This window comes from Streptomyces sp. CRCS-T-1 (assembly GCF_024442335.1).
GTDB lineage: Bacteria > Actinomycetota > Actinomycetes > Streptomycetales > Streptomycetaceae > Streptomyces > Streptomyces koelreuteriae.
The window spans coordinates 1,184,566-1,210,404 of record NZ_CP101651.1 but is presented as its reverse complement, the minus strand read 5'-3'; the positions used below and the strand labels follow the sequence as shown (position 1 = coordinate 1,210,404).

30 protein-coding genes are annotated in these 25,839 nt (G+C 72.8%); 18 read left to right on the top strand and 12 right to left on the bottom strand.

Annotated elements, in window-relative coordinates; genetic code table 11:
• The first annotated feature begins 67 nt into the window (after window positions 1-67).
• Entirely contained in the window at window positions 68-1,687 is a 1,620-nt protein-coding gene (locus NNW99_RS05390; RefSeq protein ID WP_215117548.1) for an ABC-F family ATP-binding cassette domain-containing protein, read from the top strand.
• Between the two features lie 109 nt (window positions 1,688-1,796).
• Here the strand turns inward: NNW99_RS05390 and NNW99_RS05385 are convergent, their stop codons facing one another.
• Window positions 1,797-2,849, bottom strand: a complete 1,053-nt coding sequence (locus tag NNW99_RS05385; protein WP_215117547.1) for a Vms1/Ankzf1 family peptidyl-tRNA hydrolase — start codon at window positions 2,847-2,849, stop codon at window positions 1,797-1,799.
• 93 nt (window positions 2,850-2,942) lie between these two features.
• Here NNW99_RS05385 and NNW99_RS05380 point away from each other — a divergent pair, with 93 nt between their 5' ends.
• Complete coding sequence (locus NNW99_RS05380) at window positions 2,943-3,200, top strand: DUF6158 family protein (protein WP_215117546.1); 258 nt, start codon at window positions 2,943-2,945, stop codon at window positions 3,198-3,200.
• A 29-nt stretch (window positions 3,201-3,229) separates the two neighbouring features.
• Here the strand turns inward: NNW99_RS05380 and NNW99_RS05375 are convergent, their stop codons facing one another.
• From NNW99_RS05375 to NNW99_RS05365, 3 genes are all read right to left on the bottom strand, one after another.
• A complete protein-coding gene (locus NNW99_RS05375; RefSeq protein WP_215117545.1) occupies window positions 3,230-3,772 on the bottom strand; it encodes a type 1 glutamine amidotransferase domain-containing protein in 543 nt (180 codons plus the stop codon).
• Between the two features lie 58 nt (window positions 3,773-3,830).
• Window positions 3,831-4,262, bottom strand: coding sequence for a CBS domain-containing protein (locus NNW99_RS05370; RefSeq protein ID WP_215117544.1), 432 nt, complete (start codon window positions 4,260-4,262; stop codon window positions 3,831-3,833).
• Window positions 4,263-4,346: 84 nt separating this feature from the next.
• On the bottom strand, window positions 4,347-4,748 hold the full coding sequence (locus tag NNW99_RS05365) for a DUF2795 domain-containing protein (protein ID WP_215117543.1): 402 nt from the start codon (window positions 4,746-4,748) through the stop codon (window positions 4,347-4,349).
• Window positions 4,749-4,905: 157 nt separating this feature from the next.
• On the opposite strand from NNW99_RS05365, the gene NNW99_RS05360 reads away from it, so the two are divergent.
• Complete coding sequence (locus NNW99_RS05360) at window positions 4,906-5,085, top strand: hypothetical protein (protein WP_215117542.1); 180 nt, start codon at window positions 4,906-4,908, stop codon at window positions 5,083-5,085.
• Between the two features lie 18 nt (window positions 5,086-5,103).
• Here the strand turns inward: NNW99_RS05360 and NNW99_RS05355 are convergent, their stop codons facing one another.
• Window positions 5,104-5,484, bottom strand: a complete 381-nt coding sequence (locus tag NNW99_RS05355; RefSeq protein WP_215117541.1) for a nuclear transport factor 2 family protein — start codon at window positions 5,482-5,484, stop codon at window positions 5,104-5,106.
• Between the two features lie 136 nt (window positions 5,485-5,620).
• Between NNW99_RS05355 and NNW99_RS05350 the strand changes: the two genes are divergently transcribed.
• From NNW99_RS05350 to NNW99_RS05330, 5 genes are all read left to right on the top strand, one after another.
• Window positions 5,621-6,517, top strand: a complete 897-nt coding sequence (locus NNW99_RS05350; RefSeq protein ID WP_215124159.1) for a helix-turn-helix transcriptional regulator — start codon at window positions 5,621-5,623, stop codon at window positions 6,515-6,517.
• Between the two features lie 257 nt (window positions 6,518-6,774).
• Window positions 6,775-7,569 carry an RNA polymerase sigma factor SigF gene (locus NNW99_RS05345; RefSeq protein ID WP_215117540.1) on the top strand — a complete coding sequence of 265 codons (795 nt, stop codon included), beginning with the start codon at window positions 6,775-6,777 and terminating at the stop codon, window positions 7,567-7,569.
• A 142-nt stretch (window positions 7,570-7,711) separates the two neighbouring features.
• The gene (locus NNW99_RS05340; RefSeq protein WP_215117539.1) at window positions 7,712-8,407 is read left to right on the top strand and encodes a hypothetical protein; all 696 of its coding nucleotides are present in this window, start codon (window positions 7,712-7,714) and stop codon (window positions 8,405-8,407) included.
• 163 nt (window positions 8,408-8,570) lie between these two features.
• On the top strand, window positions 8,571-9,818 hold the full coding sequence (locus tag NNW99_RS05335; RefSeq protein ID WP_215117538.1) for an aminotransferase class I/II-fold pyridoxal phosphate-dependent enzyme: 1,248 nt from the start codon (window positions 8,571-8,573) through the stop codon (window positions 9,816-9,818).
• Window positions 9,815-10,870, top strand: coding sequence for an MBL fold metallo-hydrolase (locus tag NNW99_RS05330; RefSeq protein WP_215117537.1), 1,056 nt, complete (start codon window positions 9,815-9,817; stop codon window positions 10,868-10,870). Before NNW99_RS05335 ends, NNW99_RS05330 begins: the two co-directional genes overlap by 4 nt.
• Before the next feature lie 82 nt (window positions 10,871-10,952).
• Here NNW99_RS05330 and NNW99_RS05325 read toward each other — a convergent pair whose 3' ends face one another.
• On the bottom strand, window positions 10,953-11,567 hold the full coding sequence (locus NNW99_RS05325; protein ID WP_370869194.1) for a DedA family protein: 615 nt from the start codon (window positions 11,565-11,567) through the stop codon (window positions 10,953-10,955).
• Window positions 11,568-11,602: 35 nt separating this feature from the next.
• A complete protein-coding gene (locus tag NNW99_RS05320; protein ID WP_215117536.1) occupies window positions 11,603-12,376 on the bottom strand; it encodes an MBL fold metallo-hydrolase in 774 nt (257 codons plus the stop codon).
• Window positions 12,377-12,459: 83 nt separating this feature from the next.
• On the opposite strand from NNW99_RS05320, the gene NNW99_RS05315 reads away from it, so the two are divergent.
• The 6 genes from NNW99_RS05315 (at window position 12,460) to dnaK (ending at window position 19,776) form a co-directional block, all read left to right on the top strand.
• The gene (locus NNW99_RS05315; RefSeq protein WP_215117535.1) at window positions 12,460-12,861 is read left to right on the top strand and encodes a hypothetical protein; all 402 of its coding nucleotides are present in this window, start codon (window positions 12,460-12,462) and stop codon (window positions 12,859-12,861) included.
• 139 nt (window positions 12,862-13,000) lie between these two features.
• Window positions 13,001-15,073 (top strand): phage holin family protein, encoded by a 2,073-nt coding sequence (locus NNW99_RS05310; protein ID WP_215117534.1) that lies wholly within the window; start codon window positions 13,001-13,003, stop codon window positions 15,071-15,073.
• A 100-nt stretch (window positions 15,074-15,173) separates the two neighbouring features.
• Window positions 15,174-15,602, top strand: coding sequence for an OsmC family peroxiredoxin (locus NNW99_RS05305; RefSeq protein ID WP_215117533.1), 429 nt, complete (start codon window positions 15,174-15,176; stop codon window positions 15,600-15,602).
• Between the two features lie 119 nt (window positions 15,603-15,721).
• Entirely contained in the window at window positions 15,722-17,101 is a 1,380-nt protein-coding gene (locus tag NNW99_RS05300) for a hypothetical protein (RefSeq protein WP_215117532.1), read from the top strand.
• Window positions 17,098-17,838, top strand: a complete 741-nt coding sequence (locus tag NNW99_RS05295; protein ID WP_215117531.1) for a glycerophosphodiester phosphodiesterase family protein — start codon at window positions 17,098-17,100, stop codon at window positions 17,836-17,838. The genes NNW99_RS05300 and NNW99_RS05295 overlap by 4 nt, the downstream gene beginning before the upstream one ends.
• Before the next feature lie 72 nt (window positions 17,839-17,910).
• Window positions 17,911-19,776 carry a molecular chaperone DnaK gene (gene dnaK, locus NNW99_RS05290; RefSeq protein ID WP_215117530.1) on the top strand — a complete coding sequence of 622 codons (1,866 nt, stop codon included), beginning with the start codon at window positions 17,911-17,913 and terminating at the stop codon, window positions 19,774-19,776.
• A 25-nt stretch (window positions 19,777-19,801) separates the two neighbouring features.
• Here dnaK and NNW99_RS05285 read toward each other — a convergent pair whose 3' ends face one another.
• Together NNW99_RS05285 and NNW99_RS05280 are read right to left on the bottom strand one after the other, a co-directional pair.
• Entirely contained in the window at window positions 19,802-20,269 is a 468-nt protein-coding gene (locus NNW99_RS05285) for a nitrate reductase molybdenum cofactor assembly chaperone (protein ID WP_215117529.1), read from the bottom strand.
• Window positions 20,270-20,362: 93 nt separating this feature from the next.
• On the bottom strand, window positions 20,363-21,226 hold the full coding sequence (locus tag NNW99_RS05280; RefSeq protein ID WP_215117528.1) for a helix-turn-helix transcriptional regulator: 864 nt from the start codon (window positions 21,224-21,226) through the stop codon (window positions 20,363-20,365).
• Between the two features lie 239 nt (window positions 21,227-21,465).
• Between NNW99_RS05280 and NNW99_RS05275 the strand changes: the two genes are divergently transcribed.
• The gene (locus tag NNW99_RS05275) at window positions 21,466-21,891 is read left to right on the top strand and encodes a hypothetical protein (protein ID WP_215117527.1); all 426 of its coding nucleotides are present in this window, start codon (window positions 21,466-21,468) and stop codon (window positions 21,889-21,891) included.
• Here NNW99_RS05275 and NNW99_RS05270 read toward each other — a convergent pair.
• On the bottom strand, window positions 21,873-22,688 hold the full coding sequence (locus NNW99_RS05270; RefSeq protein ID WP_215117526.1) for a helix-turn-helix domain-containing protein: 816 nt from the start codon (window positions 22,686-22,688) through the stop codon (window positions 21,873-21,875). The two genes, NNW99_RS05275 and NNW99_RS05270, sit on opposite strands and share 19 nt — an antisense overlap.
• A gap of 128 nt (window positions 22,689-22,816) precedes the next feature.
• Here NNW99_RS05270 and NNW99_RS05265 point away from each other — a divergent pair, with 128 nt between their 5' ends.
• Window positions 22,817-23,122 carry a 4a-hydroxytetrahydrobiopterin dehydratase gene (locus NNW99_RS05265; RefSeq protein ID WP_215117525.1) on the top strand — a complete coding sequence of 102 codons (306 nt, stop codon included), beginning with the start codon at window positions 22,817-22,819 and terminating at the stop codon, window positions 23,120-23,122.
• Between the two features lie 4 nt (window positions 23,123-23,126).
• Window positions 23,127-23,885, top strand: coding sequence for a class I SAM-dependent methyltransferase (locus NNW99_RS05260; protein WP_215117524.1), 759 nt, complete (start codon window positions 23,127-23,129; stop codon window positions 23,883-23,885).
• Here NNW99_RS05260 and NNW99_RS05255 read toward each other — a convergent pair.
• Window positions 23,854-24,330 (bottom strand): hypothetical protein, encoded by a 477-nt coding sequence (locus NNW99_RS05255; protein ID WP_215117523.1) that lies wholly within the window; start codon window positions 24,328-24,330, stop codon window positions 23,854-23,856. The genes NNW99_RS05260 and NNW99_RS05255 overlap by 32 nt on opposite strands.
• The gene (locus NNW99_RS05250) at window positions 24,327-24,806 is read right to left on the bottom strand and encodes a hypothetical protein (RefSeq protein ID WP_215117522.1); all 480 of its coding nucleotides are present in this window, start codon (window positions 24,804-24,806) and stop codon (window positions 24,327-24,329) included. The genes NNW99_RS05255 and NNW99_RS05250 overlap by 4 nt, the downstream gene beginning before the upstream one ends.
• A gap of 39 nt (window positions 24,807-24,845) precedes the next feature.
• Here NNW99_RS05250 and NNW99_RS05245 point away from each other — a divergent pair, with 39 nt between their 5' ends.
• Window positions 24,846-25,814 carry a YafY family protein gene (locus tag NNW99_RS05245; RefSeq protein WP_215117521.1) on the top strand — a complete coding sequence of 323 codons (969 nt, stop codon included), beginning with the start codon at window positions 24,846-24,848 and terminating at the stop codon, window positions 25,812-25,814.
• The last annotated feature ends 25 nt before the right edge of the window (window positions 25,815-25,839 follow it).

The window sequence follows — 25,839 nt, the reverse complement described above, 5'->3', positions numbered from 1 at the left end:
TCGCCCGGCCGTGCTCGGCGCCAAATGGGTTTGCCCATCGGAAGCCGGAGCCGCAGAATCCCTGCACATGGGTCATCTCGAAGCCGCGCACCTGGAGTACTACCTGCCCGACGGAAGGGCGCTGCTGGGTGATGTGTCGTTCCGGGTGGGGGAGGGGGCCGTCGTGGCCCTCGTCGGGCCCAACGGCGCCGGGAAGACGACCCTGCTGCGCATGCTCGCCGGTGAGCTGAAGCCGCACGGCGGTTCCGTCACCGTCAGCGGCGGCCTCGGCGTGATGCGCCAGTTCGTCGGATCCGTACGCGACGAGACGACCGTACGCGACCTGCTCGTGTCCGTCGCGACGCCCCGCATCCGCGAGGCGGCCCGGGCCGTCGACGCCGCCGAGCACGCCATCATGACCGTCGACGACGAGGCCGCCCAGCTCAAGTACGCCCAAGCCCTCGCCGACTGGGCCGAGGCACGCGGCTACGAGGCCGAGACGCTGTGGGACATGTGCACCACCGCGGCCCTGGGCATCCCGTACGACAGGGCCCAGTGGCGGCAGGTGCGCACCCTCTCCGGCGGCGAGCAGAAGCGGCTCGTGCTGGAGGCCCTGCTGCGCGGCAACGACGGGGTGCTGCTGCTCGACGAGCCCGACAACTACCTCGACGTACCCGGCAAACGCTGGCTGGAGGAGCGGCTCGCCGAGACCCGCAAGACCGTCCTGCTGGTCTCCCACGACCGGGAACTCCTCGCCCGCTCGGCCCAGCGCATCATCTCCCTGGAACCCGGCCCCGCCGGCGCCGACGCCTGGGTGCACGGCGGCGGATTCACCACCTTCCACGACGCCCGCCGGGCCCGCTTCGCCCGCTTCGAGGAGCTGCGCAGGCGCTGGGACGAGAAGCACGCCCAGCTCAAGAAGCTGGTGCTGACGCTCCGTCAAGCAGCCGAGAACAGCACGGACATGGCCTCTCGCTACCGCGCCGCCATGACCAGGCTCCGCAAGTTCGAGGAGGCCGGCCCGCCCCCGGAGCCGCCGCGCGAGCAGGACATCAGGATGCGCCTGAAGGGCGGCCGCACCGGCGTCCGGGCCGTCACCTGCGAGCAGCTGGAGCTCACCAACCTGATGAAGCCCTTCGACCTGGAGGTCTTCTACGGCGAACGCGTCGCCGTCCTCGGCTCCAACGGCTCCGGAAAGTCCCACTTCCTGCGGCTGCTCGCCGGCGGCGACGTGGCGCACACGGGCCGGTGGAAGCTGGGCGCCCGGGTCGTGCCCGGCCACTTCGCGCAGACCCACGCGCACCCGGAGCTGGAGGGCCGCACGCTCCTCGACATCCTGTGGAAGGAGCACGCGCAGGACCGCGGCGCCGCGATGTCCCGGCTGCGCCGCTACGAGCTGACCAACCAGGCCGAGCAGACCTTCGACCGACTGTCCGGCGGTCAGCAGGCCCGCTTCCAGATCCTCCTGCTGGAGCTACAGGGCGTGACGGCACTGCTCCTCGACGAGCCGACCGACAACCTCGACCTGGAGTCCGCCGAGGCCCTCCAGGAGGGCCTGGAGGCCTTCGAGGGCACGGTCCTCGCCGTCACCCACGACCGCTGGTTCGCCCGCTCCTTCGACCGCTACCTGGTCTTCGGCAGCGACGGCCGCGTCCGGGAAACCCCGGACCCGGTCTGGGACGAACGCAGAGTGGAACGCGCCCGCTAGGGGGCGCAGCCCCCAGGGGCGCGGGGAACTGCGCGACCAGCCACGACGCACCCGCACTCGCGCTGCGGCAAGCACACCTACGGCGATGAGGCGCACCGCACCGGCCGGCTCACTTCCAGCGAAGCAACGCCCCGAGTCCCCCCACAGGAACCTCCTCCTCCGCAACCGCCAGCGCGGGCGCATCCGTGGCGACGGCCGACCGGATCAACGCGTCATCCGCCCGCGCCGGCCACGAATGCTGCTCCCCGAGGATCTTCAGATCCGTACGCCGCACAGCCACCTGGTCCGCGTCCTCGCCGATCCACACCTCACGGTGCGCGTCCGGCCCGTTCGGCCTGATCAGCAGCTCGTCGATCCGGTGCTCACGCGCCGCCTCGATCAGCGCCGGCACGCCCTCCACGGCCCGGGCCCGGCCCTCGTCGTCCGGGCTCCGGCCGGACCGGAACCGCTCCAGCTCCGCCTCGGCCTGCCACGCCACATGCTCGGCGCGGGCCTTCTCCACGTCCTCGTCGAGGAGCCGGCTGCCGCTGCCGTGCGGCGCCTCGACGACCAATCCGTGCAGCCGCTTGGGCAGCCGGTCGTGCACGGACCGCCGCTCCCGGTCGTCGCCGACGAGAATCAGCAGGTCGGCCCGCGTCTCCTCCTGGCACACGGCGAGCGCGTCGGCGATCTCCGCGGCGTTGTGCTCCCAGGTGTTCTCCACCCGCAGCTGGAAATGCCGCTCGGACCAGTCCGAGGAGGGGCGGCTCAGCGCGCTGCGCAGCTCGAAGTCCGCGCCCTTGCGGTCGACGTAGGCCACGACGCACACCGGGTCCTCGCCGGCCAGCTCCAGCAGTGGTGTGACGCGCGGCAGCGGGGCCCATTCGGCCCAGTCACCGGCCTGCGGCGGGCGGGCCAGCGGCAGGTCGAGGACAAGCCCGCCGGCGCGGGCGAAGAGGGCCCTGCCGTGCGGTTCGGACGAGTGCCCCAGATCCTCGATCGCGTTCCGCACGGCCTCGCGGGTCGCCTCGTCCGCGCCCTGCGCCGCGAGCTGCCTGGCCATCGCCTGGGCCGTCAGCCGCCGCTCGTGAGGCGTGTCCTCCGTGTGGCGGGAGGTGTCGACGTACACAGAGGCCCACGGGCCCGAGTGTTCGTAGAGTGGGTGCAGAAAGGCGAGATCCATGGCTCCCTCCCGGGTGCCGATCGGGTGTACTGCTCAAGTGCACCGGGCGGGTACCCGTACCGCGGACACGAACACGATGAGCGGGGCGACACCATGACCGGAGTGGACCCTGACCGGCTGGACGACCAGCAGCTCATGAAAGAGCTGGAGACCATCCACCGCACGCGCCACGACACGCTGCTGTACGGGTCGAACGACGCGCTGCGTGCCCACAACGAGCGCATGGCGCAGCTCGAGGGCGAGTACCTGCGCCGCAACCCGAGCCGCCCGGTGGCCGCGGGCCGCACACGCGAAGGGGCCCGGGAGCGGGGGAGCGGGGAGTCGGCGACTCCCACGGCCCCCGGCACCTGAGCCCCTCGCGGGACCCGCGACGGCCGCGTTCAGCCTGCCTCTTCGGCGAACACGTCGAGGAAGGTCTCGCAGAACGCCTTGAGGTCGTCCGGCCTACGGCTGGTGACCAGCTTGCCCGCGCCGTGGTCGCAGACCTTGACCTGCTTGTCCACCCAGGTGCCGCCCGCGTTGCGGATGTCCGTCCGCAGGCTCGGCCAGGAGGTCAGCTCCCGGCCGCGTACGACGTCCGCCTCGATCAGCGTCCAGGGCGCGTGACAGATCGCGGCCACGGGGCGGCCCTGCTCGAAGAAGTCCCGGACGAAGGCGACGGCCTTGTCGTCCATCCGCAGAAAGTCCGGGTTGGCCACACCGCCGGGCAGCACCAGAGCGCCGAACGAGTCGGGCGCGCTCTCGCCCACGACCTCGTCCACGGGAAAGGTGTCCGCCTTGTCGAGGTGGTCGAACGCCTGGATCTTCCCCTGCCGCGTCGACACCAGCACGGGCTCGTGACCGGCGTCCTTCGCCGCCTGCCACGGCTCGGTCAGCTCGACCTGCTCGACGCCCTCGGGCGCGACCAGAAACGCGATACGCATGATGCTCAACGTCCTTTCCCGGAAGGGTTCCTCTTGTCCTCGGGACCCGGGAGCGTGCTCACGCACCACCCCGGGCGTCCGGCTCGGCGCGGCTGATGTCGGCGAGCGCCGACGCGGGGTCCTCGGCCTCGGCCAGGTCGCCGAGGCTCACCATGCCGACCGGCAGCCCGTTCTCCACCACCGGCAGCCGGCGCACCGCGTGCTCGCGCATCAGCGCGGCCGCGGTCGCCACCGAGTCGTCCGGCGACACCGTCACCGGATCCGCGGTGCACACCGCCTGTGCGCTCACCGTCATCGGATCGGCGCCGTCGGCGACGGCCCGCACCGCGATGTCACGGTCGGTGAGCACTCCCACCACGTCCTGCCCCTCGGCGACCACCACGTCGCCGATGTTCTGCGTGCGCATCAGCTGTGCCGCCTCGACGAGCGAGGCGTCCGGGCGCACGGCGACCACACCCGGAGTCATCACGTCCTTCACCAGCTCGGCCATCACTGGGTGCCCCTCTCCGTTCCCAGGTCGGCAGGGGTACCGCGGCGCACCGGGCGGTGCGCCGCGGTACCCCTGGCGCGGTCACTACGCGTATTCCTCCGGCCCGGTCTCGCGGGCGCGGATCAGGGCCTGGGCCAGCTCCTGGACATTGCCGTAGCGCTCCTGCCGCGGCAGCCGTTCCAGAGCCTCGACGAGGGTGTCGGGCGCCTGGTGGCCGCGCAGGTCGCGGGCCAGCTCACGCGAGCTCGCGGGGAACGCCTTGCGGCCCAGGATCCGGGCCAGGTCCAGCCGTACCGACTCCAAGGACGTCGGCGCACGGCTCGGTGTCACCGGCCCGTACGCGACCTCGGGGTCGTCCTCGGCGGCCGGCTCCGGGTCGTGCCACTCCGCGCTGCGGGTGGGGTGCCCGGACCTGAGCAGACCCTGCAGTTCGTGCTTCATCTCGTCGTCCCGGTGGACGCTCAGCCGGTCGCTGCCTCGCTGCATGTTTCCCTCCAGACCTTCGGGGGTCCGCACCGCGTACCCGAACACCGGGAGCCGACACGGGCTGGGCACACCGGATCGCCACACCCGCCCCGGGTTTGCGCCACGGCCTGAGGGAGACCCGGATCACATCCCCCACCCCTCCCGGGGAAGGACCGCCATGGCGATGCTCGCTGTGCTCATACCGCCGCTCATGCTCGGAGTGGTGCTCGTCCTGGGCCGGTACGAGGAACTGCTGCTGCCGCAGGAGGACGCCGACCGGCGTGAACCGGCCGGCGTACCCGTACCGCCCGCTTCCGCGCGTGGGGCGGTGGAAAAGAGCCCGGCCGCCGGGCTGTGAGCACAGGCGTCCTCAGAATCAGAACATGGTGTTGCCGTTCCTGGAGGTCGGTGGGACGAGCTGGAGGACGTCCCAGTGCTCGACGATCCTGCCGGTCGCGTCGAAACGGAAGATGTCGATGCCGGCGTACTCCTCGTCGGGCCACGTCTGGTGGCAGTGCAGGATCACGTGGTCGCCCTCGGCGAAGGCGCGCTTGACCTCCACCCGCTTGCCCGGGTACTCGGCGGCCATACGCTCGAAGTAGTCGATGAACGCCTGCTTGCCGTCGCCGACGTGCGGATTGTGCTGGATGTAGGTGTCCCCGACGAACCGGTCGACGGCCTCGGTGGGGCGGCACCGGTTGAACATCAGGTCGTAGAAGGCCGTGGCCGTGGCCTTGTTCTGCTCCGGGTCGCTCATGATGCCTCCGTGGGGTCGGGTGCCGGATCACACTCCCTCGCTTACTGCTTTCCGACATCGATCGATGTCGGGAGGGGCTGACATCCCCAAGCTATGGGTGCTGAACAGCCTGAATCGGATACGCTGGCGACTGGTGATGGTCAAAAACCGACATGTTGCGGTCCGAGGGATCCCGGCGGTCTCCTTCGCGGCACCCGCCGGCACCCCCGCCGGCGTCGAAGTCCTGTCCCTCGCCGACCTGCGCCACCGCGTACCGGGCGAGCGGCTCACGGTCCCCCAGCGCCCGGACTTCCATCACCTGATCGCCCTCACCGGCGGAACCCTGCGGCACACGGTCGACTTCACCGCCTACGCCCTCGAACCCGGCTCATGGCTGTGGGTTCGCCCCGGCCAGGTGCAGCAGTGGGGCGACCTCTCCCACGCGGAGGGCACCCTGGTTCTGTTCCGCCAGGACTTCCTCGACCCCGCCACCAGTGCCGGCGCCCGCACGGAGGACCCGCACGCGCCGATCCTGCGCCGGCCCCTGCCCGACGACGCCCGGGCCCTGCGCCTGGCCGTCGACCATCTCGCCGCGGAGTTCCACGCACTCGGACACCTGCCCCTGGAGATCCACACCGCGGCCCTGCGCCACTTGCTGGCCGTCCTCGTCCTGCGACTGGCCCACCTCACCGCACCCGTCGGCAGCCCCGCCCCCGAACCCGACGCCACCTACCCGCGCTTCCGCGACGCGGTGGAGAAGGACTTCGCCCGCACCCGCCGGGTCCAGGACTACGCCGACGCGCTCGGCTACTCGGCCCGTACCCTCTCCCGCGCCACCCTTGCCTCCGCCGGACTCGGTGCCAAGGAGTTCATCGACCGCCGTGTCGTCCTCGAAGCCAAGCGCCTCCTGGCCCACAGCGATCAGACAGCCGCTCGGATCGCCGACCGCCTCGGCTTCTCCAGCGCCACCCACTTCAGCAAGTACTTCCACCAGCGCACCGGACAGACCCCGATCGCCTTCCGCGACACGGTCCGCGGGCACACCCCGAGGTGAGAGCCGCCCGGGTGGCCGAAGACCTGCTCGCCCCCAACTCGCCCGGCCTGCACGGGACATGGTCGGCGACCTGGGTGCCGACACCTCTCCGGGTTTGCGTGTGAGGGCCGGGGGCAGGCGCCCTTCAGTGCTTCGGACAGGAGGCACGCCCGTGGGAGCGGCGTGAAGCGTCGCCACCGGCGCCCCTGTCCCGCAGCGGATGCGCTCCCACGGTGACCGTCCGACCCAGAGCATCTGCAAGGGAATTGCGACGCATCATGCCGACTCAGACGCGCACGAAGCAGCACCCCCACGACGACGCCCCCGACACCGGCGCGGCCTTCCGCAGGCTCGCCGCCCTCCCCGCCGGCCCCGAACGCGACGCGCTCCGCGACGAGATCGTCGAGGCCTGGCTGCCCATGGCGGACCGCATCGCCGGGCGCTTCCGCAGCCGCGGCGAAAGCTTGGACGATCTGCGCCAGGTCGCGGCCCTCGGCCTGGTCAAGGCCGTGGACCGGTACGACCCCGAACTCGGCAACGCCTTCGAGAGTTATGCCGTGCCCACCGTCACCGGCGAGATCAAGCGGCACTTCCGCGACCACATGTGGACCCTGCACGTACCCCGCCGGGTCCAGGATCTGCGCAACCGCGTCCGGTTCGCCTCCCAGGACCTGTCCCAGACCATCTCCGGCCGCCGGCCCACCGTCGCCGAGATCGCCGAGCACGCGAAGCTGAGCGAGGAGGACGTCAAGACCGGCCTGGAGGCGCTGGAGAGCTTCACGGCCCTGTCCCTCGACGCGGAGCTGCCCGGCAGCGAGGACGGATACTCCCTGAGCGACGCGCTCGGGTCGCCGGATCCCGCGCTGGACACGGTCGTGGACCGCGAGGCGGTGAAGGACGGGCTGGCCGCGCTGCCGGAGCGGGAGCGGGCGATTCTGTACATGCGGTTCTTCTCCGACATGACGCAGAGCCGGATCGCCGAGGAGCTGGGCATCTCGCAGATGCATGTGTCCAGGCTGATCAGCCGGTGCTGCGGGCGGGTGCGGGAGCAGGTCATGCGGGACGCGGTGTAGCGCCGCCCCTGACGGGGGACGTCCCGCTTCACTCGGTTGGCGGGCGCCGTCCCGCTAATGGGGTCCGGACGCGCGCGGCGGTCCGGTGGGCGGGCTGTGATGGCAGAGGGACATTCTGCCGTCGCCCGAAGGAGTCCCCTCCATGCGCCGCACCGTGCACGCTCTCTCCGTCGCCGTACTCGCCGGGTCCGCGCTCATGGGATTCGCACCCGTCGTCCTCGCCGAACCCGCCGCCGAGGTCGCTCCCGCCACCGTCGAGCCCGGGGGGACGCTCACCGTCTCGGTGAGCTGTGATCCGACCGGTGGTCCGCCGCCCGACACCATCGACGCCACCTCGCAGGCCTTCGACGACGGCACAGTCCCGCTGCGCAGGGTCACCGGCAACGACGACAAGATGTCCGGGCCCGCCTACCGGGGCACCGCCCGCATCGCGTCCGCCGAGAACTTCGAGGGCGATCCCGACGCCCTCGGCGAGGACTCGGCGTGGACCGTCGACGGCACCTGCCCGGCCGCTCCGGGTGGTGAGGGCAAGGAGTGGAGCGCGACGTTCACGGTGACCCACGGCGGCGGTGGCCACCACAAGCCGACCCACAAGCCCACCCACGAGCCCACGCACCGGCCCACCCACAAGCCGTGCCCCGAACCCCGCCACGAATCGCACCACCCCCACGACACCGAGTGCGGCGGAGCCGTGATCCAGCGCGGGGTCCGGGCCGGTGACGGCGGCGCCTTCACCGACTCCGTGCCGGCCCTGGTCGCGGGCGGGCTGCTGATCGCCGGCGCGTTCGGTGCCGCCGTGCACCGGCTGCGCACCCGGGAGAGCGACCCCTACCGCTGACCTGACCTGATCTGACCGGTCCCGGCCCGCTCATGCCGTGACCGTCACAACCCGGCGGGGCGCCCATGGGGCGGCGGCACCCTGGGTACTCAGTGGCCGAGGGCACGAGCCGCACCGTACGGATCACCGGAACACGGCGGCACCAGGCACTGCGGAGGTACGGATGCGGCGGACGGACCCGCAAGGCCACGGACCCGTCCGGTTCGGGCCGCCGCTCCCCGAGGACGGGCTGCCGGTCCTGCCGGAGCTGTCCGCGGTGCTCGCCGCCGCGGCGTCCCGCGGTGACCACGAACCGGTCGGCGGCGGCCCCGCCCTGCGGGAGGCCGCCTGCGGCTACTGGGACCGGCGCGGACTGCACTGCGCCCCCGACCGCGCGGCCGCCGGCCCCGGAGCGCCCTCCCTGCTGCTCGCGCTGACCGCCGCACTCGGCGGTGACGTCCTGGTGCCGAGGCCCTGCGCGGCCTGGTGGGCGCCGTACGCACGTCTGCTGGGGCGGCCCGCCTTCCATGTGCCGACCCCGCCGGAGAGCGGTGGCGTCCCCGATCCGTACGCCCTGCTGGAGACCGTGCGCCGGGTCCGTGCCGAGGGCGGCGACCCGCGCCTGCTGGTGCTGTCCGTCGCCGACGACCCCACCGCGACCGTCTCCCCTCCCGAGCTGCTGCACGAGACCCTCGAGGCCGCCCAGGGGGAGGGCCTGCACCTGGTCAGCGACGAGACCTGGCGCGACACCCTGCACGACCCGCACGACACGGTGCTGCTCAGCCCCGCCGAGATGCTGCCCGACCGGGTCACCGTCGTCACCGACCTGGCCGGTTCCCTCCTCCCGCCCGGCTGGCCCGCCGCCGTGGCCCGCTTCCCGGCCGGCGAGGACGGCGACGGCCTCCACGCGCGCGTGCTCGACGTCCTCACCGCGCTCGACGCCCGGGTCGCCGCCCCGGTCGCCGCGGCGGCCGGATACGCCCTGGCCGAACCGGAACCCGTCACGGCGCGCGTGGCCGCCACCGTGCGCCTGCACGCGCGCCTGGCCGCCGCCGCGCACTCGGCCGTCGTCACGGCGGGCGCCCTCGCCCGGCCCCCGCACGCCGGCCGGCACCTGTACGTGGACCTCACCCCGCTGCGCCCCGCGCTGACCGCGCACGGCGTGGGCGACGCCCAGGAACTGGAGGACTTCCTCTCCGCCCGCCTCGGCATGCCCGCGCCGGGCGGCCACCGCTTCGGCGACGACCTCGAAGCCCCGCGCGTGCGGCTGTCGACCGGCGCACTGCTGCCCGCCTCCGACCCGCAGCGCGCGGAATGCCTCACCTCGCCCGCGCCGTTGGAACTGCCGCATGTGCGAGGCGCGTTGACCCGACTGGGGTCGGTCTTCGACGAACTCCGCGACGAAGCTCAGCGATGGGAGCCTCCTCGATGACGCAGCAGTCCGAGTCGACCACCGTGACGACCCCCACCCCGGAAGCCGACGACCCGGCGCTCCCGTCCCCGCTCGCACCCCCGTTCCCGCCCCTGGCCGAACCCCGCCCGCTGGCCGAGCGGAGGGTGTGGCCGCGCACCTTCCACGACCGGCTGACCGCCCCGCTTCCCGGCCTCAAGGCCATCGCCCGCTTCGCCCGCGAAGGCTCCGTGAGACCGAGCCCCCAAGGCCTCGCCGACATCCCCCGGCTGCCCTACGCCCCCGGCCCGCTGCCCCGCGTCGACGCCCGCACCATCGCCGTCACCTGGGCGGGACACGCCAGTTGGGTGCTGCGCGTCGGCGGACTCACGGTCCTCACCGACCCGGTCTGGTCCCGCCGGATCCTCGGCACCCCCGCCCGCATCACGCCCGTGGGCGTCCCGTGGGAGGAACTGCCGCGCGTCGACGCCGTCGTCATCAGCCACAACCACTACGACCATCTGGACGCCCCCACCCTGCGCCGCCTCCCGCGCGACACCCCCGTGTTCGCCCCGGCCGGGCTCGCCCGCTGGTTCCACCGCCGCCGCTTCACCCGCGTCACGGAACTCGACTGGTGGGAGGCGGCCGAACTGGACGGCGTCCGCTTCGACTTCGTCCCCTCCCACCACTGGTCCAAGCGCACCCTCACCGACACCTGCCACAGCCTGTGGGGCGGCTGGGTGCTCACCGACCGGGACGGACAGCGCGTCTACTTCGCCGGCGACACCGGCTACGGCCACTGGTTCTCCCGCATCGGCCGCCGCTACCCCGGCATCGACCTCGCCCTCCTCCCCATCGGCGCCTACGACCCGCGCTGGTGGCTCAGCGACGTCCACTGCAACCCGGAGGAAGCGGTCCGCGCCACCCAGGACCTGGGCGCGACCAGGATGGCCCCCATGCACTGGGCGACCTTCGTCCTCTCGGCGGAACCGGTCCTGGAGCCCCTCCAGCGCGTACAAGCGGCCTGGGACAAGGCAGGCCTGGCACGCGACAACCTCTGGGACATGCCGATCGGCGCTTCAAGCGTCCTGTAGGGAATCGACTTCAGGGGCGCGGGGAACTGCGCGAGCAACCACCAACAACCCGCACCCCGACGACAACCGCGCCTCAATGGCGCTACCGCACCCGCCGCAACAAACTCGGCACCGCACTGATCACCAAGGTCAGCCCGATCGCCGCCACCACCCCCTGCCACGGCTCATCGAACAGCGACCCCCCGAGAATCCCGATCAACTGATACGTCAGGGCCCACGCCAGACACGCCGGCAGATTCCCCCGCGAGAACCGCCGCAACGGCCACTCCGCCAGCAGACAGGCCAGCATCACCGGAATCCGCCCCGCCGGCACCAGCCGGGACAGCACCAGCACCGCGACCCCGTGCGCGGCGAGTTTCTCCTGCGCCTGAGCCAGCCGGTCCTCCGGCGCCCGCGACCGGATCGCCTCCAGCCAGCGTGAGCCGTTCTTCGACCTCAGCCCCCGCCGCCCCAGCCAGTACAGCGTCGCGTCCCCGAGGAACGCCGCCACCGACGCCGTCAGGAACACCATCGCCAGCGACAGGGGCGACGTCTGGTGAAAGGCGACCACGGCCGCCGAACTCACCAGCGCCCCCGTCGGAATCACCGGCACCAGCGCCCCGGCGAGCACCAGCAGGAAGAGCGTCGGATAGCCGACCGCCTGCTGTGTGGAGGTCGGCACGATGGCCGCCGGGGTGACGGCCGACGCCGCCAGCAGGGGCAGACCCGCCTGCGCCACGGGCGCGGTCCAGGTCACCGCGTGCCCTTCAGGCGCACGCTCTCCCCGTGCCCGAGCCGGTGCACCGCCACCTCGGGTGCGCGGCCGGCCGCCAGCCGTACGAATTCGTCCCCCGGCGCGTGGAATTCATGGGGGCGCACGGCGTCCATCCCGATCGGCCAGTACGTGCCGTAGTGCACCGGCACCGCATTGCACGGCGCCAGCCGGGCCAGGGCCTCCGCCGCCCGTCCCGCGTCCAGATGCCCCTCGCCCAGGTACGGTCCCCAGCCGCCGACCGGCAGCAGCGCCACCTCGACCGGTCCGACCTCCTCGGCCATCGTGTCGAACAGCCCGGTGTCCCCGGCGAAGTAGGTCCGGGCCTCGCCGGCTATGACATAGCCGAGCGCGGGGGCGCGGTGCGGTCCGAGCGGCAGCCGCCGCCCGTCGTGCCGCGCGGGCACGGCCCGTACGACGACGTCACCGACCGGGGTCTCGTCCCCGGGAGCCACCTCGCTCACCCGCAGGTGCGTGAGCCGGCGCAGTCCGGGCACCGCCCGGCGCGCGCCCCGGGGCACGAGCAGGCGCGTGCCCGGCGCGAGCCGCATCAGCGAGGGCACATGCAGATGGTCGGCGTGCAGATGCGAGACCAGTGCCACGTCCGCTTCACGGGCGCCGGGGGGCGGCAGGTCTCCGCGCCGGCGCCGCAGGTGTGCGAGCCGGCGTGCGAACAGAGGATCGGTGAGCACGCGCACGTTCGAGTCCTCCACCGTGCACGTGGCATGACCCCACCACGTGATCTCCACCGGCACTTCTTTGCCTCCTTCGCGCGACTCCCCGAAGCCTACGGGCAGGAGTAGGGTCGGCGGCTGAACCGGAGGTGAGGGGGGACGCCATGGTGCCGGTACGGGTCACGGCGATCGCGAGTCTGACGCCGCTGGAGGAGCTGGACGACGATCCGTTCCTGGTCGACTCCCGCAGCCAGCACGCGATGTGCGCCCGCTGGGCCGCCGAGCGGGGCTATGTGGTCAGCCGGGAGTTACTGGTCCGTGGGCTGCGTCCCGACCACGGCGCCCTGTGGGACGGCGTCCGGCCCGGTCTCGACCTGTTCGTGGCGCCCAGCCGCCGGGTCCTGGAGAGCGCGCTCGCCTCCGTCGAGGAGTTCACCGCGGAGTGCGCGAGGCGCGGCGTACGCGTCGAGATGGTGGGCCACGCGGAGCCGGCGTACGACGCGGCGATGAAGGCGTGCGTGCACCGCCGGCTGTCGATGCCGACGGCGGGCTACGACGGACGGTGACCCGGCCGCCGCGAACGGCGTGACCTCGGCCCGCCGGGGGTTTCAGGGGGCGGTTCGAGGGACAAAAGGCGTTCCCCGGGCGTTGTGACAGGGTGGGGAAGAGCCCGCGGCGGCGGGCCGGGACGTGAGGTGGCTGGGCGTGCGGGGCGTGCGATGGCGGCGGGTCGCCAGTCAGATCGGGCGGAGCGTCGCCGTGTGGGCGGTCTCCACCGTCACCCTGCTCCTGCTCGCGGGTATCCTGCCGGACTTCCGGCTCCGCTCGGAGGGCGGCGACAGCGCCACCGACATCGCCGTCACGGCGGCCTTCGGCGCCGGCGCCTTCGGTCTGCTGTCGGCCGTGGTCTGGCCGCTGCTCGTCCGGCTCCTGCTCCTCGTACCGGCGCTCGTGCTCGGGCTGCTGGTGTTCTTCCTGAACGGCGCGCTGCTGCTGCTCGCCCTGCGTCTCAACCCCGCCGAGCGCGGCGCCGCCGCCCCGGAGACGGCCGTCGTGGTCGCCGCCGTGATGTCCGCGGTGGCGTCCGCCACCGGTGCCGCCCTGGCCGTGCGCGACGACGACGCCTACCGCCGCAGGCTGTACCGCCTCTCCGACCGCCGCCGCCGGTCCGGGCCGCCCAGCCCGTCCAGCCCCGGCACGGTGTTCCTCCAGCTCGACGGCGTCGGCCACGACGTCCTGCTGGACGCGGTAGGCAAGGGCCTGATGCCCACCGTCGCCCGCTGGCTCGACTTCGGTGACGGCGGCCGCTCCACCCACCGCCTCACCCCTTGGCGCACCGACTGGTCCAGCCAGACCGGCGCCAGCCAGCTCGGCATCCTGCACGGCAGCAACCACGACGTCCCCGCCTTCCGCTGGTACGAGAAGGACACCCGCGAGGTCGTCGTCTGCAACCGCCCGACCAGCGCCGCCGAGCTCCAGCGCCGCGCCGTCGAGTACGCGGGACACGGCGGTCTGCTCACCGTCGACGGCGCCAGCCGCGGCAACCTGTTCAGCGGCGGCGCCGAGCAGCAGGCCCTCGTGCTGTCCATCGCCACCCGCCGCCGCAGCCGCGAGAACCGCTCCCGGGCGGGCTACTTCGCCTACTTCTCGGATCCGGCCAACGCCGTGCGCACCGCCCTGTCCTTCGTCGCCGACGTCGGCCGGGAGATCGGCCAGTCCACCCGGGCCCGGCTGCGCAAGCAGCGCCCGAGGGTCTCCCGCGCGGGCCTCTACCCGTTCGTCAGGGCCTTCGCGACGGTCGTCGAGCGGGACGTCGTCGTCGCCTCGGTGACGGGCGACATGCTCGTCGGCCGCGCCGCCGTCTACGCCGATCTGGTGGCCTACGACGAGGTCGCCCACCACTCCGGCCCGGCGAGCCGCGACGCGCAGAAGGTCCTGGAGAAGCTCGACCGGTCGCTCGCCCTGATCGAGAGCGTCGCCGAGCACGCCCCGCGCCCGTACCGCATCGTGGTGCTGTCCGACCACGGCCAGAGCCCCGGCGAGACCTTCCGCTCCCGCTACGGCCTCACCCTCGGCGATCTGGTGCGGGCGGGGTGCGGACTGCCCGTGTCGCGCAGCGCGGAGCGCACCCGCAGCGGGGCGGAGGCCCGCGCCGCCGTGCGGGCCGCCCTGCGCATCCCGGTCGAGGAGGGCGGCGAGCGGCACCGCCCCGCGCGCCGCCCGGAGCCGATCGTGCTGGCCTCCGGCAACCTCGGCCTGGTCTCCTTCCCGGACGTCACACACCGGATGAGCAAAGAGGAGATCGACGCCCGCCACCCCGCGCTGCTGCCGACCCTCGCCAACCACCCCGGCATCGGCTTCCTGCTGGTCCGCAGCGACGAGCACGGCGGAGTCGTCCTCGGGGCGAACGGCGCCGAGATCCCGCTGGCCGGCCTCGACGACGACCCGGGTCCGCTCGCCGCGTTCGGGCCGGGCGCGGCCGACGCGGTGCGCCGTACGCACTCCTTCCCGCACACCGCCGACATCATGGTCAACTCCTTCCACGACCCGGCCGACGGCGAAGTCCTCGCCTTCGAGGAGCAGATCGGCTCCCACGGCGGCCTCGGCGGCGCCCAGGGCAAACCCTTCCTGCTGTCCCCGCTCGTCCTGTCCGCACCGGTGGCGGACGGGGCGGAACTCGTCGGCGCCGAGCACGTCCACCGCGTCCTGCGCCGCTGGCTGCGCGAGTCGAACGGCCCTCAGGTGCCGCTGGAGAGCAGCGAGGAACGCGCGGCCTGAATTCGGCGCGTGCGCGGACGCGGCGCCACGGGTGTGATCGGATGGGGGCAGGGGACCCGGAGACGGGCCCACCGCGAGTCCGTACGCGAAAGGAAGAACCGTGGCTACCACGCGCTCCGCACACACCGTCTGGGAAGGCAGCCTGCTCGAGGGCAATGGCGTCGTCACCTTCGACACCTCCGGTGCGATCGGCGAGCAGCCGGTCACGTGGGCGTCGCGCGCCCAGGAGGCGAACGGGAAGACCAGCCCCGAGGAGCTGATCGCCGCCGCCCACTCCAGCTGCTACTCCATGGCCTTCTCCAACATCCTGAACAAGGCCGGGACGCCGCCCACCAAGCTCGTCACCTCCGCCGACGTCTCCTTCCAGCCCGGCGAGGGCATCACCGGCATCCACCTCACCGTCGAGGGCACCGTCCCCGGCATCGAGGAGGCGGCCTTCCTCGCCGCCGCCGAGGAGGCCAAGACCGGCTGCCCGGTCAGCCAGGCGCTGAAGGCCACGCCCATCACGCTGACCGCCAAGCTCGCCTGACCCGACACACCCCCGTCGCGCGGGTCGCCCACCAGGGGCGGCCCGCGCGACGTCGGTTCGCCACCTGCGGCCGGGGTAGGAACCAGACGCTCTCGAACCGGCCGGCCGGAAGGAACGCGATGCTGCCGGGAACGTCCCCGAACGCCACGGTGCTCGACTCCGCCACCCGCGACCGGACCCGCGTCCTGCTCCTGTTCAGCCTCTCCGGACGGCTCCGCCCCCGGGACACAGGCCTCGGCGCCCTCGTCGACCGCTACGACTACGGCCGCTTCGCCTCCCACCTGATGACCAGCCAGGACGTGCTCCCCGTGCCGGTCCTCGACGAACGGATCGCGCCCCGCCGGCTGCGGCTGCCGCACGGCGACCACGGCCTGGGCCTCGCCTCCTTGCGGATCCTCGTCGTCGCCACCCCGCGCGGCGACGCCACCCTGGTCGTGGACTGCGCCTTCGCGGGTGAGACCACGGCCGGCGACCTCGCCGCCTGGCTGGCCACGACCTGCTTCGACCGGGAGCGCATCGAACTCGACGACCGCCCGCTGTTCCAGACGCTGACCGAGCAGCTCGGCCGCCCGCTCGCCCTCGGCCAGAACGTGCACCAACTCGTCTTCCCCGGCGGCCGGTTACACCGCGAACTGCTCAGCGTCGACGAGGCCCGCAAGGCGATCCTGCTGAACGAGATCGTCTACCGCGGGCGGATGCCCTGGAACCCCGCCACGCCCTACGACGCGAGCCTCGCGCCGCATCTCAGGAACCACGGCCTCACCCTGTCCGCCCTCGGCCGGGGCGTCTCCGTCCAGGCCGGCTGGGCCCCGCACGTCGAGAACGGCCTGATGCTCGTCGCCGTCGGCATGGTCTCCGCCTTGGCCGTGCTGCAGCGCACCCGGCTCGCCGCCTTCGCCATGATGAAGGCCAACGAGCAGGCCCTGACCGACTCGCCCACCGAGATCCGCTCCCTGATCTCCCGCCTCTCCGCCGGCGTCAACGAACTCCAGCTGGACCTCGCCTTCGGCGTCGAGGCCTACGTCGACAGCCTGCTGATCCCCGAGATGGTCATGGAGGCCTTCCAGTCCTCGCAGCGTGACGCGCTCGGCATCCGCGACAGCCTGGAGAACTCGGCCCGCATGGTCGAGCGGCTGACCTCGGTGATCAGCGCCCGCTCCGCCGCCCTGGACGCCGAACTCGCCGAGCGCGACGAGCGCCGCGACCGCACCGTGTCCGGCCTGGTCGCCGCCGCCACCCTGATCGCCCTGCCGCCGACCCTGCTGCTCGCCTTCTTCGGCGTGAACGGCACGAACGTCGACGAGCACCGCTCCATCCTCGACCTGCGCTCCTACGGCACGGCCTACGCGCTGGCCTGGCTCCCCTTCGTCGTCCTCGTCGTGATCGGATACGTCCTGCTCAGACGGATCAGCACCCGCTCCGGCTCACTGCTGCCCACGTCCGACGACGCCGTACCCCTGCCGCCGCCACGCCCGCCCTCCGGGAGCCCCCGACCATGACGCCACGCCCCGCGGTCTCCGCCCACCGGGGCGGCTCCGAGCGCGCCGACGCCGCCACCTGGGAGGCGTACAAGGACGCGCTGGAGTCCGGCGCGGAGTACGTCGAGTTCGACATCCGCCGCACGGCCGACGGTGTCCTCGTCGTCTACCACGACCCCCGGGTCGGGCCCACCGGGCCGCCGCTGTCCCGGCTCACGCACGCCGAGCTGAGCGAGCGGGCCGGCTACGACGTGCCGGTGGTGGACGAGGTCATGGCGCTGATCGCCGGACGGCTGGTGGCCCACCTGGACCTCAAGGAGGTGGGCTACGAGCAGGAGGTGGTCGACCGGGCGGTGGCCCTGCTCGGCGTGGACGGACTCGTCGTGACGACACTGGAGGACCGTTCCCTCGCCGCCGTGACCCGGGCCTTCCCCGGGGTGCGCACCGCGCTGTCTCTGGGACGCGACCGCAAGGACCTCGCCCTGTCCCGGCTGCCCGGGACCCGGCTGAGCGAACTGTTCCCCGCCCGCCGGATCCGCGCCTGCGGGGCCCACGGAGTCGCCGTGCACCAGCGGCTGGCCAGGACCACCGTGCTGCGCGAGGCGACCCGGCGCGGCCTGTTCACCATGGTGTGGACGGTCAACGACGACACCCTGATGCGGGCGTTCCTCGCCCACCCGCGCGTGGACGTGCTGGTCACGGACCGGCCCCGGCGCGCCGTGGCCCTGCGCGGGCCGATCACTCCTTCGCGGCATTGACAACAGCGCGCTCAAGTTTTGTGCTGGAGAGTGGGGAGTGGGTGGCCGGTGCCCTGACGGAAGGGGACAGCGATGGGACGAGCGGTCGGGATCGACCTCGGGACCACGAACTCGGTGGTGGCCGTGCTGGAGGGCGGTGAGCCCACGGTCATCGCCAACGCGGAGGGGGCCAGAACCACACCCTCGGTCGTGGCGTTCGCCAAGAACGGCGAGGTGCTGGTGGGGGAGGTCGCCAAACGGCAGGCCGTGACGAACGTGGAGCGCACGGCCCGCTCGGTCAAGCGCTACATGGGCGACGCGAGCTGGCGCTTCCCGGACCAGGGCGACGTGGACGGCACCCGCTACCGGGCGCAGGAGCTGTCCGCCCGGGTGCTGCAGAAACTGAAGCGGGACGCGGAGGCCTACCTCGGCGAGGACGTCACCGACGCGGTGATCACCGTCCCGGCCTACTTCGACGACCATCAGCGCCAGGCGACCAAGGAGGCCGGGGAGGTCGCGGGCCTGAAGGTCCTGCGGATCATCAACGAGCCGACGGCCGCGGCCCTCGCCTACGGCCTGGACAAGGAGAACGACCAGACGGTCCTCGTCTTCGACCTCGGCGGCGGCACCTTCGACGTGTCGCTGCTGGAGATGGGCGAGGGCGTCATCGAGGTGAAGGCCACCAACGGCGACACCCACCTCGGCGGCGACGACTGGGACCAGCGGATCGTCGAGTACCTGGTCAAGCGCTTCAAGGGCCAGTACGGCGTCGACCTCGGAAACGACAAGATGGCGGTGCAGCGGCTGCGCGAGGGCGCCGAGAAGGCCAAGATCGAGCTGTCCAGCTCCACCGAGACGACGATCAACCTGCCCTACATCACGGCCTCCGCCGAAGGGCCGCTGCATCTCGACGAGAAGCTGACCCGGGCCCAGTTCCAGGAGCTCACCTCCGATCTGCTGGACCGCTGCAAGGCGCCCTTCCACCAGGCGGTCGACGACGCCGGGGTGAAGCTCTCCGCGGTCGACCACGTGATCCTCGTCGGCGGCTCCACCCGGATGCCCGCGGTGACCCACCTCGTCAAGGAACTCACCGGCAAGGAGCCGCACAAGGGCGTCAACCCCGACGAGGTCGTGGCGCTCGGCGCCGCGCTCCAGGCGGGCGTCATGCGCGGCGACGTCAAGGACGTCCTGCTGCTCGACGTCACCCCGCTGTCCCTGGGCATCGAGACCAAGGGCGGCATCATGACGAAGCTCATCGAGCGCAACACCACCATCCCGACCCGGCGTTCGGAGATCTTCACGACGGCGGCCGACAACCAGCCCTCGGTCGGCATCCAGGTCTACCAGGGCGAACGCGAGATCGCCGCCTACAACAAGAAGCTCGGCGTCTTCGACCTGACGGGCCTGCCGCCGGCACCACGCGGTGTCCCGCAGATCGAGGTGGCCTTCGACATCGACGCCAACGGCATCATGCACGTCTCCGCCAAGGACATGGCGACCGGCCGCGAACAGAAGATGACCGTCACCGGCGGCTCGGCCCTGGGCAAGGAAGACATCGACCGCATGATGCGCGAGGCCGAGCAGTACGCCGAGGAGGACCGGGACCGCCGCGAGGCCGCCGAGACCCGCAACCAGGCCGAGCAACTCGTCTACCAGACGGAGAACTTCCTCCGCGAGAACGGCGACAGGATCCCGGCCGACACCAAGACCGAGGTCGAGTCGGCCGTCACCGAGGTGAAGGGACACCTGGAACAGCAGGCGGACACCGCCACCCTCCGCACCGCCGTCGAGAAACTCGCCTCCGTCAGCCAGAAGATGGGCCAGGCGATGTACGCCCAGGCCCAGCAGGCCCCCACCGAGGGATCTCCCGGCACCGCACAGGAAGAAGAGGGCGTGGTCGACGCGGAGATCGTGGACGAGGAGAAGGACCAGCGGGACGAGAAGGGCGGCGCCGCGTAGACCGGACCGCCATCGCCGGTCCTGGCTAGCGGCCGGTGTGCGCCGGCGGCAGTGTCGCGCACACCGCGTCCAGCACCGTCGCGTAGGGCGTGCCGAAGTCGGTGAGGCTGGACCGGAGCTGATCCAGGCCGTCGCGGTGCTCCGTGAGCAGTTCGGTGCTGCCCGTGCGGGCCGCGAACTCCAGGACCGCGGGCAGGAAGTCGGGCGGTTCCTCGCCGGTGGTCTCCAGGCCATGCGCGCGGTAGACCTCCTCGGAGGGCGGCGGGGCCGCCTCGCGCCAGACGCTCAGGTACAGGCTGTGGTCCTGCCCGGCCTCGAAGACCTCGACGTAGTGCGCGGCCAGCTCCCGGGGCGGGGTGACGGCCGCGTGGTCGGCGAACTCCCTCAGCTGGGGGGCGGCTTCGCGCAGCAGCGACAGCCGGGCGCGGAAGCCGTCGTCGGGGTACATCAGGCACAGCGCGGCAGCCTGGTACAGCAGCTCGAATCCGGGCATCGGACCTCCTTCGCGTGCGCTCCCTTGCGTGCCGCGTGATGCCGACGCTAGGGGCGGGCCGGGGAGGGCACCCGCCGACGGGGCCCGTACGGGTCAGAACCGCTCGCCGTACTCCCGCAGGAGCGCCTCCGTGCGCTGGGCCGAGCCCGCGCGGGCCGTCATGTGGTCCAGGACCTCCAGATGCGCGGAGACCTCCTTGCGGGAGTCCAGGTACAGCGCGCCCGTCAGATACTCGGTGAAGACCATGTCGGGCAGTTCGGGCTCGGCGAAGCGGAACAGCGAGAACGGGGCGTACGTCCCCGGATGCGGGCCGTCCTTGAACTCGGCGATCTGCAGCGTGACCCGGTCACGGGCGGCGTACTCCAGAAGCTTGTCGAACTGGTCGCGCATCACCCGGCCGTCGACGCTCACCGGGCGGCACAGCACCGTCTCGTCCATGATCACCCACAGATGCGGCGGGTTGTCGCGCTCCAGCAGGCGCTGCCGCTCCATGCGCAGCGACACATGCCGCTCCACCGCCTCCGGCCCCGCGTTCGCGATGGTGCCGGCCTCCAGTACCGCCCGCGCGTACCCCTCGGTCTGCAGCAGCCCCGGCACGAAGTGCGGCTCGTAGGAGCGGATGATCCGGGCGGCGCCCTCCAGGCTCACGTACAGGCTGAACCACTCCGGCAGCACGTCGTGGAACCGCTGCCACCAGCCCGGCCGGTTCGCCTCCTCGGCGAGGTCGACGAACGCGGCCACCTCGTCCTCGGGCACGCCGTACGCGGTCAGCAGGATCTGCACGTAGGGGATCTTCAGCGCGACATCGGCGGTCTCCATCCGCCGGACGGTCGCGGGGGCGACGCGCAGCACCCGGGCGGCCTCGTCACGGCCGATGCCCGCCGCCTCGCGCAGTTCCTGGAGTCGCTTGCCCAGCACCACCTGGCCCACCGTGGGTGCGGCCCGTCGTTCACTCACGCCACGCCTCCCCAACGCGCCCAAGCCCGCGATCAGTCTGCCACGTACCGACGGCAGTCTCCCAGGGCCGACGGCGAGGAGATCACGAGAGAAGGACGTGTCGCCGGGGCATTACCCCGCGGGTAATCGACCGGGCCCGGCCAGGACGGGATCGTGGACGTACCGGGTCCCGGGCCGGCGCACTCCGGCCCGGGACCCGGCTCCCAGCCGCACCATGACCCGACGGAGGGTGATGCCCCATGTCCGCGATCCAGCTCGCCGCACTCGCCCGGACCTCCGAGCCGCAGTCGATGCTGCGCCGCTTCCTGGCCCTGGACGCCGCGGTGACCGGCGCCAACGCCCTCGCCTACCTCGCGCTCCCCGGCCCCCTCGGGCGCTTCCTCGGCGTCGACGCCACGCTGCTGCTCGCACTGGGCGCGTTCCTCGCCGCGTACGGGGCGGGTGTCGGCCTGCTGGCCTCCCGTCGGCAGCCGCCCGCGCTCGGCGTGCGGGCCGTCGTCGAGGCCAACCTCGCCTGGACGGTCGTGAGCCTGGTGGCCCTGGCGCTGTGGCTCACTCCGAGCACGGCGGGCGCCGTGTGGACGGTGCTCCAGGCGCTGACCGTGGCCGGGTTCGCCGTCCTCCAGCACACGGCACTGAAGGCCCGTCAGGACAGCAGCGACTGAAGGTACTTGGCCGTCGCCGGGTCGGCCGGCAGGAGCGTCTCGATGGCCAGCTCGGCGACGGTCACGTCCATCGGGGTGTTGAACGTGGAGATGGAGGAGATGAACGACAGCGTCCGCCCCTCGTGCTCGATCCGCAGCGGCAGCGCGAAGTACGGCACCGGCTCCGAGGGCTCCTGGGACCCGGCCCCCGGATCCTCCTCGGGCACCGGATACGCCGCCACCTCCTCGTACAGCTCCCGCAGCGGCTCGGAGCGGTGCAGCGCGATCTGCCGCTCCATCTGCTCCAGCAGGTGACCGCGCCAGGCCCGCAGATTGCGGATGCGGGGCGCCAGCCCCCGCGGGTGCAGGGCGAGCCGCATCGCGTTCAGCGGCGGCTCCAGCAGGGACGGGCAGACGCCGTCGACCAGCGTCATGATCCCCCGGTTGGCCGCCACCACGTCGTACAGCGCGTCCACCACCAGCGCCGGATACGGCTCGTAGCCCCCGATCAGCCGCTCGATGCCCTCGCGCAGCGCGCCCAGCGCCGGGTCGTCCAGCGGCGTCTCCGGGTAGCGCGGGGCGTAGCCGGCCGCCAGCAGCAGCGCGTTGCGCTCCCGCACGGGGACGTCCAGATGCTCCGCCAGCCGCAGCACCATCTCCTCGCTCGGGCGGGACCGGCCCGTCTCGACGAAGCTGATGTGCCGGGCCGAGGAGTCCGCGCGCAGGGCCAGTTCCAGCTGGCTGACCCGGCGCTGCTCCCGCCAGGCCCGCAGCAGCGGCCCCACGCCCTGGCCGCCCGTGGACGGGTGAGTGGTCATGTCCGGACCGTAGTCGAGAACCGGCCGTGCCGGACAGGCACCGCCCTTGCGACCAGGGCCTCGGGCGCCCCGCTGTGGCAGGCTGAGAGGACACCGAGGACCCCGGCGCGAGGGAAGGAGCGCAGCCCATGCCCGTCGAACCGCTGTCGCAGAAAGAGGTCGAGGACCGGCTGGCCGAGCTGCCGGGCTGGTCGCTCGACACGGACCGCCTCACCCGCTCCTACCGGCTCGGCTCGCACTTCGCGGCGACGGCGATGGTCGTGCACATCGCCCAGGTCCAGGAGGAGCTGGGCCACCACTCCGACCTCACCCTCGGCTACAACACCGTCGCGCTGTCCGTCCACACGCACAGCGCGGGCGGCGCCGTCACCGAGAAGGACTTCGAGCTCGCCCGCAGGGTGGAGGACCTGGCCCCCGGGCACGGGGCACACTGACCGGGTGCTCGACTACGACAAGGAAGCGGAGCGGTACGACGCCTCGCGCGGCGGCGAGCCCAGGGCGGCCGCCGCCGCGGAAGCGGTACTGGGCCTCGTACCGCCGGACACGCGCAGCCTGCTCGACCTCGGCTGCGGCACCGGCATAGTGACCCGGCGGCTCGCCGCCGCCCGCGAGGGCATGCGGGTGACCGGCGTCGACCTCGCCCTCGCGATGGCCCGGCAGGCCGCCGCCCGGCTGCCCGGCGCGATCCTGCTCGGCGACAGCAGGCGGCTGCCCTTCCGGGACGGGGAGTTCGACGCCGTCAGCAGCGTGTGGCTGCTGCACCTGGCCGCCGGGACCGCCGATGTGCGGGCCATCGTCGGCGAGTGCGCCCGGGTGCTGCGCCCCGGCGGGGTCTACATCACGACGGTCGACAAGGCCGCCTCCCACAACGTGGGCAGTGACATCGATGTCGTCCTGTCCTCCCGTCCGCCGAGCCCGGTCCGGGACGCGGCGGCGGACGTCGTGGCCGGCGCCGCCGGACACGGGCTGGTCCCGGCCGGGCAGGCCTCCTTCCGGGGCCACGGGCAGGGCCGCAGCCCCCGGCGTACGGTGGCCGACCTCAGACGCGGCTGGTTCGTCACACTGCCGCCCGGCGACCCGCTCGCCGACGGCTTCGCCACCCGGCTGGCGGAACTGCCCGACCAGGACCGGCCGCGCCCCGACCCGGTCTTCACGCTCCGGGCCTTCAGGAAGCCGGCGGACCCTCCGGCCGGCTGAAGTCCATGATCCAGTTGGTCAGCCAGGTCCGGCCGCCGTCCAGGGAGAACGCCTGCTCCCAGCGGGCGGCGGTGTCCCGCACCCCCGACCACACGAACCGCACCAGCACGTCCTTGCCGTCGTGCGTGTCGTTGCCGGTGAACTCACCCCGGTCGCCCTCGAACCGACCGAAGACGGGCGGGAACAGGGTGCCGGTGCGGCTGGAGGCCCAGCTCAGCGACCACAGCTTCGTGGCCGGGTCGAACAGCCGCAGGGTCGCGCCCTTGGAGCCCAGGTGCGGCATGTCGATCTCGTCGAGGTTGGCCGTCCCGTCGAACAGCGGGCGGCAGTCGCTGGTGCCCGTGAACTCCTCCCAGGCGCTCCCCGGGTCGAGGAAATCGGTCAGCTTGCGGTGCCGGACCTGCCAGGCGCCGTGGAAGAAGTCGAAGTCGTGCGGGCTGCTCATGAGCGGTCTCCAGTGGTTCCCTCAGGCAGGGAGTCGGCCAGGTAGGCGTCGAGGTCGGGGGTGTCGGGGGCGAGCATGTGGCGCACCCAGGCGTCGCGTTCGTGCAGGATCGGCGGCAGCTCCCAGACGCAGCCGATCCACGGCTTGCCGGGCGCGACGAAGTGGGTGGGGTCGTGGTCCGGGCAGCCGAGGACGGGCTGCCCCGCCGCCGCGCCCCCGAAGTGCAGGACGTTGTCCCACACCCAGCTGTAGGCGTTGAGATAGGCGCCGTCGTCACCGCCCCGGTGCAGGACGACGAACGCCGCCGGGGGAGTGCCGTCCGGCTTCGGCAGCAGTGTGGGCAGGAAGCGGTAGGCGCTCTCCTCGACCTCGGGTGCGATGCCCGCCGGGTCGGCGGTCACGTGGTAGCGCTTGACCCACCGTCCCGCCACCTCGATCGGCGGCGGCACGGTCAGGTGTTTCTCCGTGAAGGGCATGGCGGGACGCTAAGGCCGCTTCACTGCCATCCTGTGTCAGTGAAGTCCAGCCGACTCGTCTCCATCCTCCTGCTGCTCCAGACCCGCGGCCGGATGACCGCCGCCCAGCTCGCCGAGGAGCTGGAGGTGTCGGTGCGGACGGTGTACCGGGACGTGGAGGCCCTGGGCGCCGCCGGTATCCCGCTGTACGGCGACGCGGGCCACGCAGGCGGCTACCGCCTCCTCGACGGCTACCGCACTCGTCTCACCGGCCTCACCAGCGGCGAGGCCGAGGCGCTCTTCCTCGCGGGCGCCCCCGCCGCGGCAGCCCAGCTCGGCCTCGGCTCGGTCCTGGCCGCCGCCCAGCTCAAGGTGCGTGCCGCCCTGCCGGCGGAGCTGCGCACCCACGCCGACCGGATCAGCGGCCGCTTCCACCTGGACGCCCCCGGCTGGTACACCGACGCCGACGACACCCCGCACCTCCCGGCCGTCGCCGACGCCGTCTGGAGCGGACGGGTGCTGCACGTCCGCTACCGCCGCTGGCGCGAGCCCACCGACGTGGAGCGCCGTCTGGAGCCGTACGGGCTGGTGCTGAAGGCGGGCCGCTGGTACGTCGTCGCGGGGCCGGGACCGCGGACCTTCCGCGTCGACCAGATCCTCGAACTCACCACCGGCGACGAGGAGTTCTCCCGCCCCGCCGACTTCGATCTGGCCGCCTACTGGGCGGCGTACCAGCGCGATTTCCACGACCTGCTGCACCGCGGCGAGGCGGTGGTGCGGCTGGCCCCGGGGGCGACGCTCACCGGCCCGGCGGGGGAGGCGGTCCGCCGCGACGGACATACCGACGAGGACGGCTGGACGCGCGCGACGGTCCCCATCGAGTCCGTCGAGCACGCCCACGCCGAATTCCTGCGCCTCGGCACGGGCATCGAGGTGCTGGCCCCGGACGAACTGCGCTCGCGCATCGCCCGCACGGTCGCCGAACTGGCCGAGCGGTACGGCAACTCCCGCGCACCCGGCGGCGACTGAGAGGCGGAACCCGCCCGTCCTCTCA